Origin of the sequence: Rhizobacter sp. SG703 (genome assembly GCF_012275445.1) — a bacterium.
GTDB lineage: Bacteria > Pseudomonadota > Gammaproteobacteria > Burkholderiales > Burkholderiaceae_C > Rhizobacter.
This window is the reverse complement of the sequence record NZ_JAAZQK010000006.1, coordinates 90,061-107,822: the sequence shown is the minus strand read 5'-3', so window position 1 is coordinate 107,822 and position 17,762 is coordinate 90,061. Positions and strand designations below refer to the sequence as shown.

Below are 17,762 nucleotides of genomic sequence, written 5' to 3'. Positions count from 1 at the left end.
AGATATTCAGATCGGCACCTTGCGCAGCATCTCGATGCCGATTTCGCCGGCGGCGATCTCGCGCAGCGCGGTCACGACCGGCTTGTTCTTCGTGTCGATCTTCGGTGCGTGACCCTGGCTCAGCATGCGGGCGCGGTAGGTGGCGGCCAGCACGAGCTGGAAGCGGTTCGGGATCTTGGTCAGGCAGTCTTCGACGGTGATGCGGGCCATGGTGAAGAACTCCTGCTCAGTTGAGATTGAGGTTGGCAAAGACAGCAGGTTTGCTTCTTTGCAGCGCAGCGTACTTGAGCCGCTGCGAATGAACGATCGCCTTCAGGTCGAAGAGCGCCGTTTCGAACAAGGCGTTGATGATAACAAAGTCGAAATGCCGGGCCTGCGCCACCTCGACGCGGGCGTTCGTCAGCCGCTGGTCGATCACGTCCGGGTGGTCTTCGCCGCGCCGGTTCAGGCGCTGCGCGAGCTCTTCCCAGCTCGGCGGCAGGATGAAGATCAGGATCGCGTTCGGGAACAGCTGCTTGATCTGCAGCGCGCCCTGCCAATCGATCTCGAGCACCACGTCGTGGCCGCCGGCAATGCGCTCCTCGATCGCCTGGCGCGAGGTGCCGTAGAGGTTGCCGTGCACCTCGGCCCATTCGAAGAAGTCGCCGGCCGCGATCTTGGCGCGGAACGCCGGTTCGCTGATGAAGAAGTACTCGCGCCCGTCCTGCTCCTGGCCGCGCGGCGCGCGGGTGGTGTGCGAGACCGAGACGACCAGGTGCGAATCGAGTTCCAGCAACGCCTTCACGAGGCTCGATTTGCCGGCGCCGCTGGGGGCGGCCACCACGAAGAGATTGCCGGGGTAATCCATCGCGCGGGATTTTGCACCAGCCCTGCCGGCCTTCCCAGGGGAGAAAGTCGCTTGACGACCGGCTTCGTGGTTTTATGATTGAGTGCTTGCTCAATTTATCGACGACAAACGCCATGGCCCGACCTCGCAGCGAGGACAAGCGCAACGCCATCCTCGACGCCGCCATCGGCGAATTCGCCGCCCGCGGCGTGTGGTCGACGCCGACCTCGGCGATCTCGCGCACGGCCGGTGTCGCCGAGGGCACGCTGTTCACCTACTTCGCCACCAAGGACGTGCTGGTCAACGCGCTGTACCGCACGCTGAAGGTCGAGCTGGCCGACGCGCTGATGAGCACCTACCCGGCGCAGGCCACGTCGCGCGAGAAGTTCGAGCATGTGTGGATGCAGTACCTGCGGTGGGCGATGGCCAACCCGCTGAAGTGCAAGGTGATGGGGCAGCTGCGGGTGTCCGACCGCATCACGCCCGAGACCCGCGAGGCCGGCAGCGCGCCGTTTGCCGAACTGCTGCGCGAGGGCGAGGCCTGCGTTCGCCGCAAGCTCTTCGTCGACCAGCCGGTGCAGTTCATCGGCGCGATGTTCAACGGCCTGGCCGAGGCCACGATGGCCGCTCTGGCCGAGCCCGGCGGCAGCGGCACCGACTACGCCGCCGCAGGCTTCGATGTGTTCTGGCGCGGCATCGCGCGTCCGGCGATGAAAAAGGAAACGCCATGAAGGTCCTGGTCTTCGGCGCCACCGGTATGGTGGGCCACGGCGTGCTGCGCGAATGCCTGCTTGCCGACGACGTGACGCAGGTGGTCAGCGTCGGCCGCAGCCCGCTTGCGCAGCAGCACCCGAAGCTCGTGAGCGTGGTGCAGCCCGACCTGTTCGACCTGGCGGCTGTCGAGGCGCAGTTGCGCGATGTCGACGCCTGCTTCTTCTGCCTCGGCGTCTCGTCGGTCGGCATGAGCGAGGCCGACTACCGCCGCCAGACGCTCGACCTGACGCTGTCCATCGCGCAGACGCTGGCCCGCGCGAGCCCGCAGGCGTGCTTCGTCTACGTGTCCGGCACCGGCACCGACAGCAGCGAGAAGGGCAGTTCGATGTGGGCCCGCGTCAAGGGCCGCACCGAGAACGAACTGATGCGGCTGCCGTTCCGCTCCGCGTTCATGTTCCGCCCGGGCGTGATCCAGCCGCTGCATGGCGCGCGCTCGAAGGTCGGCTGGATCCATGCGTTCTACGTGCTGCTCGGGCCGCTGCTGTCCGGCTTGCGGGCTTTGTTCCCGCGCAGCCTGCTGAGCACCGTGGCGATCGGCCGGGCAATGCTGGCCGCGGCGCGCGCGCCCGCGTCGCGGCGGGTGGCCGAGCCGGCCGACATCTACGCATTGAGCCAGGAGACAGCCGATGGGCGCTGAGAAGAAATCCGGCTGGCGCCGGCTCGGTTGGGGCCTGCTGGCGGTCGCGGCGGGCATCGGGCTGCTGCTGGCCAGCGCCTGCACCGGCTTCGGCGAACTGCGCCGCGGCCAGGCCGAGCAGCAACGGGTCGAAGCCTCGCCGCAATGGCGTGACGGCCAGTTCAACAACCCGCAGCCGATGTGGAGCGACATGAAGGACGCGCTGCTGCGCGCGTTCGAGAGCACGCCCGATGGCGCGCCGCAGTCCGCGGTGCCGGTGCTGGCGAGCCGGGGCGAGGCGCTCGCGGCGCTGCCGGCCAGCGGGCTGCGGGTGACCTGGTTCGGGCACTCGTCGACGCTGCTCGAGATCGACGGTACGCGGGTGCTGCTCGACCCCATCTGGAGCGAGCGCGCGTCGCCGGTCGGCTGGATCGGCCCGAAGCGTTGGTTCGCGCCGCCGATCGCACTCGACAAGCTGCCGCCGATTGACGTGGTGCTGGTCTCGCACGACCACTACGACCACCTCGATGCCGGCACCGTCCGGGCGCTGCAGGTGCGCGGCGCGCGCTTCGTCGTGCCGCTGGGCATCGGCGGGCACCTGCGCGGCTGGGGCGTGCCGGCCGACCGCATCGTCGAACTCGACTGGTGGCAGTCGACGCAGGTCGGCACGCTGCAGGTCACGTCGACGCCGGCGCGCCATGCCTCCGGCCGCGTCAACCCGCAGAGCGATCGCACGCTGTGGACCGGCTTCGCGCTGGTCGGCGCGGCGCACCGCGTCTACTACTCCGGCGACACCGGCTTGTTCGAGGAGATGAACGACATCGGCAAGCGCCTGGGCCCGTTCGACCTGACGCTGATCGAGTCGGGGCAGTACGACGCCGACTGGCCCGACTGGCACCTCGGGCCGGAGCAGGCGGTGCTGGCGCACCAGCGCGTGCAGGGCAAGCTGATGATGCCGGTGCACTGGGGCCTGTTCGCGCTCGCGCACCATGGCTGGACCGAGCCGGTCGAACGCGTGCTCGCGGCCGCGGCCTGCCGGGGTGTCAGCGTGCTGACGCCGCGGCCGGGGCAGAGCGTCGAGCCCGGGCGCGATCCGGTGCCGGCGCGCTGGTGGCCGCAGCAGGCGTGGCGCAGCGCGGCCGAGAGGCCGGTGGTGGCGACGAAGAACGGCAACGGCGCCGATCGCGTGCAACTGCCGGGCTGCGTCGCTTCGGCGTCGTGAGCCGTCAGGGGCGGCGGACGGCCTGCGCCAGCGCGCGGATGCCAGGCTCGATGTCGGAAGCCTCGATCAGCCCGTAGCCGAAGACGAGGCCGTTCAGCACCAGCGGAGGTCGCGCGCTGGGCGCCAGTGTCGCGATGCGAATACCGGCCCGGGCGGCCGCGGCCTGCCACCGCGCCGCGCTGTCGGGCGCGCGCACCGCGGCGCTCAGGTGCAGGCCGGCCAGCGACGGCACCGGCGTGAGCCGGTCCGGCAGGTGCTGTTGCAACGCGCTCAGAAGGGTGGCGTGCCGCTCGGCGTACAGCGTGCGCATCTTGCGCACATGGCGGGCCAGGTGGCCTTCGGCGATGAAGCTGGCGAGCGTGGCCTGGTTGACCGCCGGCACATGCCAGTTGTGCCGCAGCCGCGCCGCCACCAGCGCCGGCACGGCCCACGGCGGCGCGACGACGAAGCCGATGCGCAGCGCCATGAACATGCTCTTCGCGAAGGTGCCGACGTAGAAGACGCGCTGTCCGCGGTCGAGCGTCTGCAATGCGTCGAGCGGGCGGCCGCCGAGGCGGAACTCGCCGTCGTAGTCGTCCTCGATCACCAGCGCGTCGTGGGTGCGGGCGTGGGCCAGCAACGCGTGGCGCCGCGCCGCCGACATCGCGACGCCCAGCGGCGACTGGTGCGACGGCGACGCCGCGATCACGTCGACGCGTGGCGGCAACTGGTCGACGCACAGGCCGTGCGCGTCGATGCCGATGTCGTGCAGCTTCGCGCCGGCCCGCTCGAAGGCGGCATGCAGCGGCGGGTAGCCGGGGTTCTCCAGCGCGACGACGGTGCGCCCCGGCGTGACGAGGATGCGCACCAGCAGGTCGAAGGCCTGCTGCGCGCCGGCCGTCACGACGACGGCATCGGCGTCGCAGGCCACGGCGCGGGTGTGCGACACATGGTGCGCGATGGCCTCGCGCAATCGCGGGTCGCCTTGCGGATCGCTGCTGGCGCCGCTGGTCCGCGCGGCGGCCCGCAGTGCGCGCGACGCGAGGCGCCGCCACACGTCGAACGGGAAGCGCCGCTGGTCGGGGTAGCCGGTGCGGAAGTCGAAGCGCGGTGCGGCCGAGGGGACCGGCGCGGCGACGGCATCGCGCCAGGCCGCGGCGAGCTTGTGGGTCGGTGTGCTGTCGTGCGCCTGGGCCGTGGGCTGTGGCGCGGACTTCGGTGTCGCTTCCCGCGCGGCCACGTAGGTGCCCGACCCGTGACGCGCCTCGACATAGCCATCGGACAGCAGCAGGTCATAGACGCCGGTCGCGGTGCTGCGCGACACGCCGAGCATCGCGGCCAGCGCGCGCGACGCCGGCAGGCGCAGGCCGGGCGCGAGGCGGCCCTCGACGATCGCGGCCCGGAGCTGGCGGTGCAGGGCCTGCGAAACGCCGCCTGACCGCGACGCGGGCAGCTGGAGATCGATGTCGAAAAGTGGACTTCTCGAAGTCATGCAAAGTGGACCTGTGAACGAACCACATTGGACGGCATCCTGCAGCCATCGACAAGCCAAGGCAAGGAGCAAGCGATGTACCACCCAATCTGCGCGACCTGCGGGACGCAGTTCGCCGAAGCCGCCGCGGACCCGGCGCATTGCCCGATCTGCGAGGACGACCGGCAGTACGTCGGCTGGCAGGGCCAGCGCTGGACCACGATGGCCGAACTTGCCGCTCGCCACACCCTGCGGCTGGAGGACGACGGCGGCGTGCTCGGCATCGGCCTCGCGCCGGGCTTCGCGATCGACCAGCGCGCGATGTGGTTGCCCACCGACGCGGGAAACATCCTGTGGGAGTGCGTCAGCCTGGTGACCGACGATGCGGTGGCCGCATTGAAGGCGCGCGGCGGGGTCGACCTGATCGCGATCTCGCACCCGCATTTCTACGCGTCGATGGTCGACTGGAGCGACGCGCTGGGCGGCGTGCCGATCCTGCTGCACGAGGCCGACCGTGAGTGGGTGATGCGGCCATCGAGCCGCATCCGCTTCTGGCAGGGCGACGAACTTCGGCTGTCCGAGGGCGTCGCGCTGTTGCGCTGCGGCGGCCACTTCGCGGGCAGCACCGCCTTGCACTGGCAGCACGGCCCGCGGCCCGGCGGTGCGCTGTTTCCCGGCGATGCGCTGCAGGTGGTGGCCGACCGCCGGCATGTGTCGTTCATGTACAGCTACCCGAACCTGGTGCCGATGAAGCCGGCCGATGTCCTGCGCATGCGGCAGGTGATGGAGGGGCGCTCCTTCGACGATGTGTTCGGCTACACCTGGGGTCGCAACATCCGCGGCGAAGGGCGCTCGGCGGTCGATGAGTCGTTCGAACGCTACCTGCGTGCGGTCGGCGTCGAGACCGATGAAGTGTCGTCGCGAAAAAAGTTGTTGACGATGAAGTAAAGACTATTTACAGTCCGCCTCCTCGATTGATCGAGCCGAAGTTTTTCAAGGATCCGCATCGTGAACAAGCCGCTCCACACCATCGCTCGCCGACCCCTGCAGGGGCAGGTCGCGCTGACGTGTCAGCGCGGGCTTGATCGACACGAGGGTCGGGTTCAACCGGGAGAAGGATGCGCTTAGGCAGCGCCCTTCCAAGCTCTGTTCGCAGAGGCCCGGATCTGATGAGGATCCGGGCCTTTTTCATGTCGCATCAAGGTCGCGTTCGTCTAGAGGCTCAGGACTCCGGGTTTTCATTCCGGGTACGCGGGTTCGAATCCCGCACGCGACACCAGATCAACAAATCGGCCGCAACGATTGGGCGGCGCCGGAACCCGTGACCGGATGGAACGAATGCTCCGTTAACTCAGTGGCCAGAGTGCCGGCCTGTCTAGCCGGAAGCCGCGGGTTCGACTCCCGCACGGGGCGCCAGAAGACATCTCGTTAGCTCAGCTGGATCAAGAGCGCCGGTCTACGAAGCCGGAGGTCGCACGTTCGAATCGTGCACGAGATACCAACAAGATCTCGACGTCGCCAAGTGGTCGAAGGCATCTGGCTGCAAACCAGACGGCGCAAGCCCGCATCCGTTCGAATCGGATCGTCGAGTCCAGTCAGTGAAAACAGGCCAGCGTGCGCTTGGGTGTGGCCGTAGCTCAATGGCAGAGCCGCGGGTTGTGATTCCGCCGGTGCCGGTTCGACTCCGGCCGGTCACCCCCAAGCGCATGCGAGGCAGATCAACCCCCTCGTGGCGGAATTGGCAGACGCACCGGTCTCAGAAGCCGGGGCCGCAAGGCGTGTCCGTTCGACTCGGACCGAGGGGACCATTTCCGGTGGAACGCTTTGACGGGTTGCGCCACTTACTCGTTGCACTTCAACGGCCCGCGAAAGGAGGCCACCGATGCATCCCCATTCCCACCACCATGTGCTGCAACTCGACATCCAGGGCACGCCGCAGGCGTGGATCTCGCTGGAGCATGCAGCGTCCCATGTGGCGGCGGATGCAGTGGCCTGGGTCGACGGCGAGGGTCCGCTGGCCAGGCTGCGCGGCGGATTCAATGTCGCACTCGGCCGGCAATCGGTCATCGACGTGCACCCGATCATCGCGCTGCACGGCGCATCGCGCGTCAACCTGTTCGACGTGGTGCCGGCCTTCAGCAAGAACAAGCTGTTTCGCCGCGACCGGCTGACCTGCGCGTACTGCGCCCAGCGCTTTTCAGAGCGCGACCTGCAGTGCGAACACATCGTGCCGGAGTCGCGCGGCGGCCGCTGGACCTGGATGAACCTGGTCACCGCCTGCGCTGCGTGCAACGGCCGCAAGGCCGCCCGCACGCCCGAGGAGGCGCGCATGCCGCTGGTCTACCTGCCATACGTGCCGAGCCGCTTCGAGGACTTCCTGCTCGAAGGCCGGCACATCCGCGCCGACGTGCACGAGTGGCTGGCCGCGCGGCTACCGAGGGGCTCGCGCCTGGGCTGAGCCTCTATTCGAGGTTCTGCACCTGCTCCCGCAGCTGCTCGATCGCAACCTTCATCTCCACCGAGATGTTGGTCAGCTCCAGCGTCGAGGCCTTCGAGCCCAGCGTGTTGGCTTCGCGCAGCAGCTCCTGGATCAGGAAGTCGAGCCGCTTGCCGACCTCGCCGCCGGCCTTCAGCAGGCGGGCGATCTCTTCCAGGTGGGCGCGCAGCCGGGCCAGCTCTTCGGCCACGTCGATGCGGATCGCATAAGCCGCGGCTTCGTTGAGGGCGCGATCCTGCAAGGCCTCGCGGGCAATGCTCTGCGCCGCGCCGGTCACCTCGAGCGCCTCCTGCCAGCGTTCGACGAAGCGCTGCTGCTGGCGCTGTACCGCGGCCGGCACCAGCGGCTCGGCCTGCGTCGCCAGTTCGCGCAGGCGCTTCACGCGGTCCATCAGCACCGCCACCAGCTTCTCGCCTTCGCGCTCGCGCGCCTCCGCCAGGCCGTCGATGCAGCGGCGCGCGGCGTCGAGCGCCGCTTCGTCCAGGTGCTCGGCCGCCGAGCCGGTCTTGCACCACTGCAAGACCTCGTGCACCGACAGCGGCTGCGCCTTCGGCAGCCAACTCTGCACCGTGCCCTCGATGCGGCTCAGGCGGTTCAACTGGTCGGGTTGCGGCGTCGGCCAGGCCGATTCGGTTTCCCGATGGGTGTTCAGCCGCAGTTCGACCTTGCCACGCCGGAAGCGCTTGGTGATCAGGTCGCGCAGCACCGGTTCCAGCGAGCGGAATTCATCCGGCAGGCGCAGGCTCAGGTCGAGGAAGCGGTTGTTGACGGACCGCAGTTCCACCATCACGCCGGTCGGCGAAGCCGCGGGCGACCGGGGGGCGGAAGCATCTGCCGCCACCGTGCTATCTGTGGCGGTTTGCGCCCCGGAGGTGGCGCTTGCGTACCCGGTCATGCTGTAGACTGGCATTCAATTTATCGCATTGCAAAATCCGATTATGTCAAAGCCAAAACCTGCTCCGTTGCCATCGGGCACGGTCGTCGGTGGCTACCAGGTCATCAAGAAGCTGGCAGCGGGTGGCTTTGGCGTCGTCTACCTCGCCGAAGACTCCGACCGGCACCTCGTCGCCGTCAAGGAATACCTGCCTTCTTCGCTGGCCGAACGCGCGCCCGGTGAACTGACGCCGCGCGTCAAGCCCGAGAAGCAGCCGCTGTACCGCCTGGGGCTGAAGAGCTTCTTCGAAGAAGGCCGTTCGCTCGCGCAGATCAGCCACCCGAGCGTGGTCAGCGTGCTGAACTTCTTCCGCGAGAACGAAACCGTCTACATGGTGATGAACTACCTGCAGGGCGACACGCTGCAGGATTTCATCGTCACCGCGCGCGACCTCAAGCGCGACAAGGTGTTTCGCGAGTCCACCATCCGCAGCCTGTTCGACGAGATCCTGCGCGGCCTGCGCATCGTGCACCAGCACAAGATGCTGCACCTGGACATCAAGCCGGCCAACATCTTCATCACGAACGAGAACAAGGCGGTGCTGCTCGACTTCGGCGCGGCGCGCGAAGTGCTGAGCAAGGAAGGCAACTTCATCCGCCCGATGTACACGCCCGGCTTCGCCGCGCCCGAGATGTACCGCCGCGACGGCACGCTCGGCCCCTGGACCGACATCTACGCGATCGGCGCCTGCATCTACGCCTGCATGCAGGGCTACCCGCCGAACGACTCGCCGCAGCGCATCGAGAAAGACCGCCTCGCGCTGTCGCTCTCGCGGCTGCGCAACGTCTATTCCGACAACCTCATTGAAGTAACCGAGTGGTGCATGTCGCTGGATCCCTTGTCGCGCCCGCAAAGCGTTTTTGCCCTGCAGAAGGAACTGGCGCGCGAGACCGAGCGGCGCTACACCAAGCTCAGCTTCAGTGAACGGCTGAAGCTGCAGCTCGAGAACCTCACGACCGGCGCGAAGGGCTGAGGTCATGCGATTCACCGTGTACCAGGTCAGCCGCAAGGGCGGCCGCGAGAAGAACGAAGACCGCATGGGCTATTGCTACACGCGGGATTCGGGGCTGTTCGCCCTTGCCGACGGCATGGGTGGCCATCCGGAAGGCGAAGTCGCGTCGCAGCTCGCGCTGCAGACGCTCGCCGCGATGTACCAGCGCGATGCCAAGCCCACGCTGAAGGAGCCGATGCGCTTCCTGCACGAAGCCATCATCGCCGGCCACCACCAGCTGCTGCGCTATGCCACGCAGAAGGCGCTGATCGACACGCCGCGCACCACCGTCGTCGCCTGCGTGCTGCAGGGCAACAACGCCTACTGGGCGCACTGCGGCGATTCGCGGCTGTACCTGGTGCGCGGCGACAAGCTCGTCGCCCGCACCCGCGATCACTCGTACTCCGAATTGCAGGAAACGCTGAGCCACGTCGTGCCGATGGGCGAGCGCTTCAACCGCAACGTGCTGTTCACCTGCCTGGGCAGCCCCGGCAAGCCGGTGGTCGACACCGTCGGCCCGCTGGTGCTGCAAAGCGGCGACCGGCTGCTGCTGTGCTCCGATGGCCTCTGGGGCACCGTCAGCGACGCAGTGATCACCGAGCAGCTGGCGCAAAACACGCTGGCCGATGCGGTGCCCGAGTTGGTCGAGCAGGCGCTGCGCAACGGCGGCGCGAAGAGCGACAACGTGACGGTGCTCGCCGTCGAATGGGAATCGGCCGAAGACAACGACAGCAACGGCGGCATCTCCACCGACACGCTGGGCGAAGAGGTCTTCGCATCGACCATCCAGGCGAGCGTGCTGGGCCAGGAAGCTCCCGACGAACTCGACGATGCCGAGATCGAGCGATCGATCAAGGAAATCAACGAGGCGATCCGCCGCTCGTCGCAGAAAAAGCCCTGACGGCACGCCGGGGCCGTCCCGGCGTAAGCTTCGCCCTCATTGCCTCCCGAGTCCGCTCGCGCCCGCCGCGATGCGGACTTTGTCTTTCACGACACCACCTTCACCGCAGCAACCCATGAGCTTCATCCGAACCCAAGGCCGCGCCGCCGATGCGCTGCGTCCCGTCAGCATCCGCCGCCATTTCACGAAGCACGCCGAAGGCTCGGTGCTGGTGTCATTCGGCGACACCCAGGTGCTGTGCACCGCGTCGGTCGAAGAGAAGGTGCCGCCACACAAGCGCGGCAGCGGCGAAGGCTGGGTGACGGCCGAATACGGCATGCTGCCGCGGGCGACGCACACCCGCAGCGACCGCGAGGCTGCGCGCGGCAAGCAGAGCGGGCGCACGCAGGAGATCCAGCGGCTGATCGGCCGTTCGCTGCGCTGCGTGTTCGACCTGAAGAAGCTCGGCGAGCGCAGCATCCACCTCGACTGCGACGTGATCCAGGCCGATGGCGGCACGCGCACCGCGGCGATCACCGGGGCCTGGGTGGCGGCGCACGATGCCGTCAGCTGGCTGCAGCGCAAGGGGCTGATCGTCGAATCGCCGATCCGCGATGCGGTGGCCGCGATCTCGGTGGGCATCGTCGACGGCACGCCGCTGCTCGACCTGGAGTACATCGAGGACTCGGCCTGCGACACCGACATGAATGTCGTGATGACCGCCGCCGGCGGCTTCGTCGAGGTGCAGGGCACGGCCGAGGGCGCCGCCTTCTCGCGCAGCGAGATGGACGCGCTGCTGGGCCTGGCCGACAAGGGCATCCGCGAACTGGCGGCCGCGCAGCGGGCCGCGCTGGCGGGTTGAACGGCATGAGGCTGGTCCTCGCGTCGAACAACGCGAAGAAGCTCGGCGAGCTGCAGGCGCTGTTCGCGCCACTGGCGATCGAGCTGGTCACGCAGGGCTCGCTCGGCATTCCGGAGGCCGAGGAGCCGTACCTCACCTTCGTCGAGAACGCGCTGACGAAGGCGCGGCATGCCGCGCGCGCGGCCGGTGCCGCGGCGATCGCCGACGATTCCGGGCTGTGCGTCGATGCGCTGAAGGGCGCGCCGGGCGTGCTGTCGGCGCGCTATGCGACGCTGTTCGGCCAGCCGAAGGGCGATGACGACAACAACCGCGTGCTGCTCGAGCAGATGCACGGGCGCGACGACCGCCGCGCCCGCTTCGTCAGCGCGCTGGTCGCGGTGCGCGAGGCCGACGACCCGGAGCCGCTGATCGCGTTCGGACGCTGGCACGGCGAGCTGCTGCGCGAGCGCGCCGGCGACGGCGGCTTCGGCTACGACCCGCTGGTGTTCATCCCGTCGTTCGGCCGCTCGGTGGCGCAACTCGGCGCCGACGAGAAGAACCGCGTCAGCCACCGGGCGATCGCCTCGCAGCAGATGCTGGCGCTGATGCGAGAGATCTGGAACCTTGGCTGACGTGATCCCCATCGGCGCATCGCCGGTCGCGCCGTCCGAATCGGCCGACGACATGGTCGCGCGCTACATGCGCCCCGGCACGTTGCAGCTGGCCGCGCTGCCGCCGCTGTCGCTGTACGTTCACCTGCCTTGGTGCCTGCGCAAGTGCCCTTACTGCGATTTCAACTCGCACGAGAAGGCCGGCGAGCTGCCCGAGGCGCGCTACCTCGACGCGCTGCGCGCCGACCTGGAAGCGGCGCTGCCCTTCGTCTGGGGCCGCCGGGTGCACAGCATCTTCATCGGCGGCGGCACGCCCAGCCTGTTCGCGCCGCAAGCCATCGACCAGCTGATCACCGACATCCGCGCCCGGCTGCCGCTGGAAGCCGGCTGCGAGATCACGCTCGAGGCCAACCCCGGCACCTTCGAGCGCGACCGCTTCCGCGGCTACCGCGCGGCCGGCGTCACGCGCCTGTCGATCGGCGTGCAAAGCTTCGACGACGAGAAGCTGCGCGCGCTCGGCCGGGTGCACGATGCCGCGCAGGCGCGCGCCGCGGTGGCCGAGGCGCGCGAGGCGTTCGACACCTTCAACCTCGACCTGATGTACGCGCTGCCGGGGCAGACGCTCGCGCAGTTCGACGCCGACCTGGCGCAGGCACTCGACTTCAAGCCGCCGCACCTGTCGATCTACCACCTGACGATCGAGCCGAACACCTTCTTCGCGAAGCACCCGCCGACGGTCCCCGACGACGACCTGGCGTTCGACATGCTCGATCGCATCGTCGAACGCACTGCCGCGAGCGGGCTGGCGCGCTACGAGGTGTCGGCCTTCGCGCAGCCGGGCCACCGTTGCCTGCACAACCAGAACTACTGGCAGTTCGGCGACTACCTCGGCATCGGTGCCGGCGCGCACAGCAAGCTGAGTTTTCCGCACCGCGTCGTGCGGCAGATCCGCTTCCGCGACCCGGCGAAGTACATGGCGCAGGCGCTGGCCGGGGCTGCGATCGCGCAGGATGAAGAGGTCGCGCGCAAGCAGCTGCCGTTCGAGTTCATGCTGAACGCGCTGCGGCTGGTCGACGGCTTCGAGCTGCCTCGCTTCACCGAGCGCACCGGCATGCCGCAGAGCGCGATCCGCGCGCCGCTCGACCGGGCGCTGGCGCAGGGTCTCGTCGAGCAGGAGGGCGTCTGGGTGCGGCCGACCGGGCGCGGGATGGATTTCCTCAACGACCTGCAGTCGCTGTTCCTGGCGGAGTGATCCCCGGATGCCAATCCGGGACCGCGTCACACCGACGCACCGCCCCCGTGCCGCATCAGTTCCAGCATCTCGTGCAGGTCATACGTCATGACCGCCAGAAAGCCGACCAGCGCGATGTAGCAGACGGCATACCCGGCCCGCGTCTCGAACGACGCGACGCGATACGCCTGCGCCGCCGGATCGCCGCGCTGCTTCCATGCGGCCCACAGTTGCGAGCCGGCCAGCACGGCCACCAGGATCAGCATCGGGCTCGGCCGCCACATCAGCATCGCCATCAGCACCGGCACGCCGGCCAGCCACAGCCACGGCGAGATCACCTGCGTGATGCGCCCGCCGTCGAGCGGGCTCAGCGGGATCAGGTTGAACAGGTTCAGGAAGAAGCCCGAATACGCGACCGCGAGCAGCCAGTCGATGTGCTGGTCGCGCGCGACGAAGTAGCAGGCCAGTGCGCCGAGCGAGCCGACCAGCGGGCCGGCCATGCCGACGTAGGCCTCGGTCTCGGCATCGTGCGGCTGTTCCTTCAGCTGGATCCACGCGCCGACGAATGGGATGAAGGTCGGCGCGCCGACTGCCAGCCCGCGCTGGCGCGCCGCGATGAAGTGCCCCATCTCGTGCACGAACAGCAGCGCGACGAAACCCACCGCGTAGCGCCAGCCCCAGATGAACGCATACACGACGACCGACAGCAGCATCGTGCCGCCGGTCGTGAACAGCTTGCCGAACTTCAGGCCGCTGAACAGCAGCAACAACAGCTTGATCATGTGTCGGCGCTCAGGTGTCCGACTTCTTGCGCGAGAAGAACTTGCCGATCACCGCCAGCAGCCCGGCGCCGGCCAGCAGTGCGACCTTCGCGAACTTCAGGAAGAACGCGGCGATCACCGCGAACAGCCCGAGCTTCTTGACCGCCACGCCGGCCACCAGCGCGGCCAGCCCGTATTCGGCGACCTTGTCGGTGCTGCTGTTGAAATCGGCATACCCCTTGCCGCTGTTGAAGTTCAGCGCCGACAGCAGCTGGCCGGCCACCGGCTTGTCGGCCTCGATCGACGCGCGCGAGGTGATCAGGTTCAGCGTGATATAGCCTTCGCGGCCGAGCGCGTAGGTGTTGTAGTTGATGCTCTGCTGCGCCTCGTTCTCGCCCGGCGTGCGCGCGGCCATCGACCACACCAGCCGGTGGCTTGCGGCGTCGTAGCTCGGCTTCTGCACCCAGCCGACGATCTCGAGCTCGGGGAAGCCCTGCTCGCGGCGGCGCTTGTTGCCTTCCTCGGTGCCTTCCTTCAGGCTCTTGAACAGGTCGTCGACGTTCCAGTCCTTCGCGTCGTCGTCCTTGATGTAGCCGGCGTCTTCGTAGCGCGCGACCACCAGCCATTGCGGGTCGCCGCTGGACTGCACCAGGCCGATCAAGCGGTCGTCGCTGCTGTTGCCCATCGCCTGCATCAGGCGGCCGGCCTGCGGCTGCGGGATGTATTCCATGCCGGCGGGCAGCTTCAGCACTGCCTGGTCGCGCAGCCTGACGTCGCTCGGCCCCTTGACGGTGGCGGCGCGCGCGGCCGCCACGGCAGCCTCGCCTTCCTTCTGGCGGTCTTCGGCGGTGCCGGCCTGGGCCAGCGTGAATGCAGCAGCCAACACCGCGCTGGCGGCGAACTGGATGAACTTCATGGATCCTCCCGGGTGATGCGGTGGCGTTGTTTGTCGAGCGCGCCCTCACGCGCCGATCGATGCTAGCGCAGCGGCATCGGCGGTGTCTTCACCAAGTCTTGGGATTGCGTGAGTTCTTCGCGCAGCCAGTCGCGCAGCGCGACCAGCGGCGGCCAGTCGCGCAGGTCGGGCGGGTAGACCAGCCAGTAGGCGTAGGCCTCGTCGTCCGGCAGCGACAGCGGCGACAGGCGCACCAGCTTGCCGTCGCAGATGGCATCGGCCGCGAGCAGTTCGCGCGCCAATGCCAGGCCCAGGCCCTGCTCGGCCGCCTGCAGCATCAGCCCGGCATCGTTGAAGGCCGCCACCGGGTTCACGCGCACCCGCAGCCCGGCCAACTCGAACCAGCGCGCCCACAGGCTCGCGCTGCCGAGCAGCGGCTCGTCGGCGAGCGCCTTCGCATCGCGCCCGAGCAGCCGGTGCGCGGCATTCGGCGATCCGATCGCGATCAGCGGCGAATCGATCAGCCGCTCGCTGACCAGCCCCTTCCACTCGCCGCCGCCCTGGCGCAGCGCGGCATGGAAGCCCTCGCGCTTCAGGTCGAGCACCTGTTGCGACGCGAACAGCTCGATGCCGATGTGCGGATTGCGCTCGCGCCAGCGTCCCATGCGCGGCAGCAGCCAGCGTTGCGCGAACGACGGCAGCAGCGTGACGCGGATGTGATGTTCGGCGCCCGATGCCGCGGCGGCTGCGGCGCGCATGCCGTCGTCGAGCAGGGCCAGCGCCGGCTCCACCGCGCGCAACAGCGCAGCACCAGCCGCGTTCAGCGCGATGCGCCGCCCGCGGCGGTCGAACAGCGCGAAGCCGAGCTGTTCCTCGAGCAGCTTGATCTGCTGGCTGACCGCGCTGTGGGTCAGGCTCAGCTCGTCGGCCGCCGCCCGCAGGTTGGCCAGGCGGGCGACGGCGCGGAACGCCGGAAGCGTGTTCAGCGGCAGGCGATGGTTCGGCATGCTGGTAAGCATAGCTGACCAATTGGCGCTGAACAAATCGATTCCACCCCGGCAGTCCAAGTCCTATTCTGACCAGCATTGGAACTGAAAGGACGCTGCCATGACCACCCGCCAACCATTTCAACCGAGCCTGCCCCTGTCCGGTCCGGCCGCCTCGCGGTGGGTGGAGCGCGTGGGCGGGGTGTTGCGCGATGCCTTGCGGATGCCGATCGACGCGTGGCGCGGCTGGCGGATGCGGCGTGCGCACGAGCACCAGTACGACGCGATGCTGAATCTCGGTGCCGGCACGCTCAGGGACATCGGCGCGCCCGACTGGGTGGTGTCGCATGCCGAGAGCCGGCGCGAGGTCGAGGCGCACCGTGTCGACGAATTCCACCTCGGCGTGCGCGAGCTGCCGTCGCGCTGGTGACTAGACTCGGTTCATCGACAGGCCGGACGTGCTGCGCAGCCGCTCGATCAGGTGCGGCGCGATCTGCGTCAGCGGCAGCACCTCGTGCGCCGCGCCGGCATTGATCGCCTCGCGCGGCATGCCGAACACCACGCAGCTGGCTTCGTCCTGCACCATGTTGTAGCTGCCGGCGTCGCGCAGTTCGCGCATCGCCTTCGCGCCGTCGGCTCCCATGCCGGTCAGCATGATGCCCAGCGCGTTCGGCCCGACGACGCGCGCGGCCGACTTGAACAGCACCTCGACCGACGGCTTGTGCCGGTTGACCGGCTCGCCGTCCTGCACGCGGGCGATGTAGTTCGCGCCGCTGCGCTCCACGCTCAGGTGCAGGCCGCCCGGCGCGATGTAGGCATGGCCGGGCAGCACGCGTTCGCCGTCCTGCGCTTCCTTCACGCGGATGCGGCACAGGCCGTCCAGCCGTGCCGCATAGCTGCGCGTGAAGCCGGGCGGCATGTGCTGCGTGATCATCACCGCCGGGCAGTCCGGCGGCAGGTTGATCAGCACTTCCTTGGTCGCTTCGGTGCCGCCGGTGGAGGCGCCGATGAAGACGATCTTCTCGGTGGACAGGCGGCCGAGCGAGGCGACCGGTGCGGCCGGGCGCACGGGGGTGGCGCCGTCGGCCGGCGCGCTCGCCGGCACGTGCAGCTTGCGGATGTGGGCCTTCGACGCGACGCGCACCTTGTCGGTGATGTCCTCGGCCAGCAGCTTCAGGCCATCGGCGACGCCGATCTTCGGCTTCGCGACGAAGTCGATCGCGCCGAGTTCGAGGGCGCGCAGCGTGACGTCGGCGCCGCGCTCGGTCAGCGTCGACACCATCACCACCGGCATCGGGCGCAGCCGCATCAGCTTGCTGAGGAAGTCGATGCCGTCCATGCGCGGCATCTCGACGTCGAGCGTGATCACGTCCGGGTTCAGGTTGCGGATCATCTCGCGCGCCACCAGTGGGTCGCTGGCCGCGCCGATGCATTCCATGTCCGGCTGGCGGTTGATGATCTCGGTGAGCAGGCTGCGCACCAGCGCCGAATCGTCCACCACCACCACGCGTGTCTTTGCCATGTTCGTGCCTTGCAGGGTTGTCTCGTTGTCGTTGTGTCGTCAGAACAGGTCCACCGAGCCGCCGCCGGTCGCGGCGGGCACGGCCTTCTGCGCGGCGACGCGGTCCTGCTGCACCAGCGCGTCGGTGTGGGCCGGCGCGAGGCGCTTGACCATCGCCTTGCCGCTGCCCGGCAGGAAGCAGACTTTGCGGGGATAGATGTCGAGCACGTCCTTCGACACGATCGGGATGCGCTCGGTCTTCAGGTAGTCGATCACGAAGCTGGTGTTGCGCTCGCCGACGTTCATCGTGTTCATGCCGCTGATGACCTGGCCGCCGCCGAACACCTTGGCTTCCATCGTCGTGCGGTTGGCACCGCGCTTCATCATCTCGTTGATCAGCAGTTCCATCGCGTACGAGCCGTAGCGGCCCGAATCGCCGGCGCCGTCGGGCAGCATGAAGTGGTTCATGCCGCCGACCTTGGCATTGCGGTCCCACAGGCAGGCGGCGATGCACGAGCCGAGCGTGGTCATGATCAGCATGTCTTCGTCGTGCACGAAGTACTCGCCGGGCAGGATCTTGACCGCGTCGTTCTTGAAGTGCGCGTCGTAGAAGAAGAACGAGGCCTCCCCCGGCTTGCGCGGCGCGCCCTTGAGGCGTTCGAGCCGGGAGCCGGCCACGGGGGTGTTCGAGCTGATCAAGGCCATGGTCATTCCATATCGGCGGGCTGCAGGGTGTGCTTGAGCAG

The 17,762-nt window shown here is 68.5% G+C and carries 20 protein-coding genes and 6 tRNA genes; 17 read left to right on the top strand and 9 right to left on the bottom strand.

What is annotated here, in order from left to right; all coding sequences use genetic code 11:
- Positions 1-6: 6 nt before the first annotated feature.
- Both rpoZ and gmk read right to left on the bottom strand, forming a co-directional pair.
- The gene (rpoZ, locus tag FHT26_RS13755) at positions 7-210 is read right to left on the bottom strand and encodes a DNA-directed RNA polymerase subunit omega (protein WP_056807569.1); all 204 of its coding nucleotides are present in this window, start codon (positions 208-210) and stop codon (positions 7-9) included.
- 16 nt (positions 211-226) lie between these two features.
- Entirely contained in the window at positions 227-847 is a 621-nt protein-coding gene (gene gmk / locus FHT26_RS13750; RefSeq protein ID WP_168560692.1) for a guanylate kinase, read from the bottom strand.
- A 113-nt stretch (positions 848-960) separates the two neighbouring features.
- Between gmk and FHT26_RS13745 the strand changes: the two genes are divergently transcribed.
- The 3 genes from FHT26_RS13745 to FHT26_RS13735 are packed head-to-tail and all read left to right on the top strand — an operon-like array spanning position 961 to position 3,438.
- Positions 961-1,557, top strand: a complete 597-nt coding sequence (locus tag FHT26_RS13745; protein ID WP_168560691.1) for a TetR/AcrR family transcriptional regulator — start codon at positions 961-963, stop codon at positions 1,555-1,557.
- The gene (locus tag FHT26_RS13740; protein WP_168560690.1) at positions 1,554-2,237 is read left to right on the top strand and encodes an NAD(P)H-binding protein; all 684 of its coding nucleotides are present in this window, start codon (positions 1,554-1,556) and stop codon (positions 2,235-2,237) included. Before FHT26_RS13745 ends, FHT26_RS13740 begins: the two co-directional genes overlap by 4 nt.
- Positions 2,227-3,438: an MBL fold metallo-hydrolase gene (locus FHT26_RS13735; RefSeq protein ID WP_168560689.1), complete on the top strand. Its 1,212-nt coding sequence runs from the start codon at positions 2,227-2,229 to the stop codon at positions 3,436-3,438. Before FHT26_RS13740 ends, FHT26_RS13735 begins: the two co-directional genes overlap by 11 nt.
- A gap of 4 nt (positions 3,439-3,442) precedes the next feature.
- Here the strand turns inward: FHT26_RS13735 and pdxR are convergent, their stop codons facing one another.
- Entirely contained in the window at positions 3,443-4,909 is a 1,467-nt protein-coding gene (pdxR, locus tag FHT26_RS13730) for a MocR-like pyridoxine biosynthesis transcription factor PdxR (RefSeq protein WP_168560688.1), read from the bottom strand.
- Positions 4,910-4,984: 75 nt separating this feature from the next.
- Here pdxR and FHT26_RS13725 point away from each other — a divergent pair, with 75 nt between their 5' ends.
- The 8 genes from FHT26_RS13725 to FHT26_RS13690 all read left to right on the top strand — a co-directional run bounded on the left by FHT26_RS13725 (position 4,985) and on the right by FHT26_RS13690 (position 7,346).
- Positions 4,985-5,836, top strand: a complete 852-nt coding sequence (locus FHT26_RS13725; protein WP_168560687.1) for an MBL fold metallo-hydrolase — start codon at positions 4,985-4,987, stop codon at positions 5,834-5,836.
- Positions 5,837-6,091: 255 nt separating this feature from the next.
- Positions 6,092-6,167: transfer RNA gene (locus FHT26_RS13720), tRNA-Glu, on the top strand.
- Positions 6,168-6,228: 61 nt separating this feature from the next.
- Positions 6,229-6,304 (top strand) — tRNA-Asp (locus FHT26_RS13715).
- 6 nt (positions 6,305-6,310) lie between these two features.
- Positions 6,311-6,389, top strand: a tRNA-Arg gene (locus FHT26_RS13710).
- Between the two features lie 7 nt (positions 6,390-6,396).
- Positions 6,397-6,482: transfer RNA gene (locus FHT26_RS13705), tRNA-Cys, on the top strand.
- A 32-nt stretch (positions 6,483-6,514) separates the two neighbouring features.
- A tRNA-His gene (locus FHT26_RS13700) sits at positions 6,515-6,585 on the top strand.
- 26 nt (positions 6,586-6,611) lie between these two features.
- Positions 6,612-6,696, top strand: a tRNA-Leu gene (locus tag FHT26_RS13695).
- Positions 6,697-6,770: 74 nt separating this feature from the next.
- Positions 6,771-7,346 (top strand): HNH endonuclease, encoded by a 576-nt coding sequence (locus tag FHT26_RS13690; protein WP_168560686.1) that lies wholly within the window; start codon positions 6,771-6,773, stop codon positions 7,344-7,346.
- 4 nt (positions 7,347-7,350) lie between these two features.
- Here the strand turns inward: FHT26_RS13690 and FHT26_RS13685 are convergent, their stop codons facing one another.
- Complete coding sequence (locus tag FHT26_RS13685; RefSeq protein ID WP_168560685.1) at positions 7,351-8,295, bottom strand: YicC/YloC family endoribonuclease; 945 nt, start codon at positions 8,293-8,295, stop codon at positions 7,351-7,353.
- Between the two features lie 28 nt (positions 8,296-8,323).
- Between FHT26_RS13685 and FHT26_RS13680 the strand changes: the two genes are divergently transcribed.
- From FHT26_RS13680 to hemW, 5 genes are all read left to right on the top strand, one after another.
- The gene (locus FHT26_RS13680) at positions 8,324-9,292 is read left to right on the top strand and encodes a serine/threonine protein kinase (RefSeq protein WP_047507438.1); all 969 of its coding nucleotides are present in this window, start codon (positions 8,324-8,326) and stop codon (positions 9,290-9,292) included.
- A 4-nt stretch (positions 9,293-9,296) separates the two neighbouring features.
- Positions 9,297-10,211, top strand: coding sequence for a PP2C family protein-serine/threonine phosphatase (locus FHT26_RS13675; protein WP_047591398.1), 915 nt, complete (start codon positions 9,297-9,299; stop codon positions 10,209-10,211).
- 124 nt (positions 10,212-10,335) lie between these two features.
- Positions 10,336-11,052 (top strand): ribonuclease PH, encoded by a 717-nt coding sequence (rph, locus tag FHT26_RS13670; protein WP_349238159.1) that lies wholly within the window; start codon positions 10,336-10,338, stop codon positions 11,050-11,052.
- Positions 11,053-11,057: 5 nt separating this feature from the next.
- Positions 11,058-11,663 carry an RdgB/HAM1 family non-canonical purine NTP pyrophosphatase gene (rdgB, locus tag FHT26_RS13665; RefSeq protein ID WP_168560683.1) on the top strand — a complete coding sequence of 202 codons (606 nt, stop codon included), beginning with the start codon at positions 11,058-11,060 and terminating at the stop codon, positions 11,661-11,663.
- A 52-nt stretch (positions 11,664-11,715) separates the two neighbouring features.
- Positions 11,716-12,894: a radical SAM family heme chaperone HemW gene (gene hemW / locus FHT26_RS13660; RefSeq protein WP_168561016.1), complete on the top strand. Its 1,179-nt coding sequence runs from the start codon at positions 11,716-11,718 to the stop codon at positions 12,892-12,894.
- Positions 12,895-12,920: 26 nt separating this feature from the next.
- Here hemW and FHT26_RS13655 read toward each other — a convergent pair whose 3' ends face one another.
- From FHT26_RS13655 to FHT26_RS13645, 3 genes are all read right to left on the bottom strand, one after another.
- A complete protein-coding gene (locus FHT26_RS13655) occupies positions 12,921-13,655 on the bottom strand; it encodes a site-2 protease family protein (protein WP_168560682.1) in 735 nt (244 codons plus the stop codon).
- A 10-nt stretch (positions 13,656-13,665) separates the two neighbouring features.
- Complete coding sequence (locus FHT26_RS13650) at positions 13,666-14,550, bottom strand: DUF2167 domain-containing protein (protein ID WP_168560681.1); 885 nt, start codon at positions 14,548-14,550, stop codon at positions 13,666-13,668.
- A 62-nt stretch (positions 14,551-14,612) separates the two neighbouring features.
- Positions 14,613-15,548: a LysR substrate-binding domain-containing protein gene (locus FHT26_RS13645; RefSeq protein ID WP_168560680.1), complete on the bottom strand. Its 936-nt coding sequence runs from the start codon at positions 15,546-15,548 to the stop codon at positions 14,613-14,615.
- 88 nt (positions 15,549-15,636) lie between these two features.
- Here FHT26_RS13645 and FHT26_RS13640 point away from each other — a divergent pair, with 88 nt between their 5' ends.
- A complete protein-coding gene (locus tag FHT26_RS13640) occupies positions 15,637-15,945 on the top strand; it encodes a hypothetical protein (RefSeq protein ID WP_168560679.1) in 309 nt (102 codons plus the stop codon).
- Here the strand turns inward: FHT26_RS13640 and FHT26_RS13635 are convergent, their stop codons facing one another.
- On the bottom strand, positions 15,946-17,037 hold the full coding sequence (locus FHT26_RS13635; protein ID WP_168560678.1) for a protein-glutamate methylesterase/protein-glutamine glutaminase: 1,092 nt from the start codon (positions 17,035-17,037) through the stop codon (positions 15,946-15,948).
- 39 nt (positions 17,038-17,076) lie between these two features.
- On the bottom strand, positions 17,077-17,721 hold the full coding sequence (gene cheD, locus FHT26_RS13630; protein ID WP_490362789.1) for a chemoreceptor glutamine deamidase CheD: 645 nt from the start codon (positions 17,719-17,721) through the stop codon (positions 17,077-17,079).
- Positions 17,722-17,762: the final 41 nt, after the last annotated feature.

Coding starts and splice junctions, on each gene's coding strand:
- rpoZ (WP_056807569.1), bottom strand. CDS start 210: ATGGCCCGCATCACCGTCGAAGACTGCCTGACCAAGATCCCGAACCGC.
- gmk (WP_168560692.1), bottom strand. CDS start 847: ATGGATTACCCCGGCAATCTCTTCGTGGTGGCCGCCCCCAGCGGCGCC.
- FHT26_RS13745 (WP_168560691.1), top strand. CDS start 961: ATGGCCCGACCTCGCAGCGAGGACAAGCGCAACGCCATCCTCGACGCC.
- FHT26_RS13740 (WP_168560690.1), top strand. CDS start 1,554: ATGAAGGTCCTGGTCTTCGGCGCCACCGGTATGGTGGGCCACGGCGTG.
- FHT26_RS13735 (WP_168560689.1), top strand. CDS start 2,227: ATGGGCGCTGAGAAGAAATCCGGCTGGCGCCGGCTCGGTTGGGGCCTG.
- pdxR (WP_168560688.1), bottom strand. CDS start 4,909: ATGACTTCGAGAAGTCCACTTTTCGACATCGATCTCCAGCTGCCCGCG.
- FHT26_RS13725 (WP_168560687.1), top strand. CDS start 4,985: ATGTACCACCCAATCTGCGCGACCTGCGGGACGCAGTTCGCCGAAGCC.
- FHT26_RS13690 (WP_168560686.1), top strand. CDS start 6,771: ATGCATCCCCATTCCCACCACCATGTGCTGCAACTCGACATCCAGGGC.
- FHT26_RS13685 (WP_168560685.1), bottom strand. CDS start 8,295: ATGCCAGTCTACAGCATGACCGGGTACGCAAGCGCCACCTCCGGGGCG.
- FHT26_RS13680 (WP_047507438.1), top strand. CDS start 8,324: ATGTCAAAGCCAAAACCTGCTCCGTTGCCATCGGGCACGGTCGTCGGT.
- FHT26_RS13675 (WP_047591398.1), top strand. CDS start 9,297: ATGCGATTCACCGTGTACCAGGTCAGCCGCAAGGGCGGCCGCGAGAAG.
- rdgB (WP_168560683.1), top strand. CDS start 11,058: ATGAGGCTGGTCCTCGCGTCGAACAACGCGAAGAAGCTCGGCGAGCTG.
- hemW (WP_168561016.1), top strand. CDS start 11,716: ATGGTCGCGCGCTACATGCGCCCCGGCACGTTGCAGCTGGCCGCGCTG.
- FHT26_RS13655 (WP_168560682.1), bottom strand. CDS start 13,655: ATGATCAAGCTGTTGTTGCTGCTGTTCAGCGGCCTGAAGTTCGGCAAG.
- FHT26_RS13650 (WP_168560681.1), bottom strand. CDS start 14,550: ATGAAGTTCATCCAGTTCGCCGCCAGCGCGGTGTTGGCTGCTGCATTC.
- FHT26_RS13645 (WP_168560680.1), bottom strand. CDS start 15,548: ATGCTTACCAGCATGCCGAACCATCGCCTGCCGCTGAACACGCTTCCG.
- FHT26_RS13640 (WP_168560679.1), top strand. CDS start 15,637: ATGACCACCCGCCAACCATTTCAACCGAGCCTGCCCCTGTCCGGTCCG.
- FHT26_RS13635 (WP_168560678.1), bottom strand. CDS start 17,037: ATGGCAAAGACACGCGTGGTGGTGGTGGACGATTCGGCGCTGGTGCGC.
- cheD (WP_490362789.1), bottom strand. CDS start 17,721: ATGGCCTTGATCAGCTCGAACACCCCCGTGGCCGGCTCCCGGCTCGAA.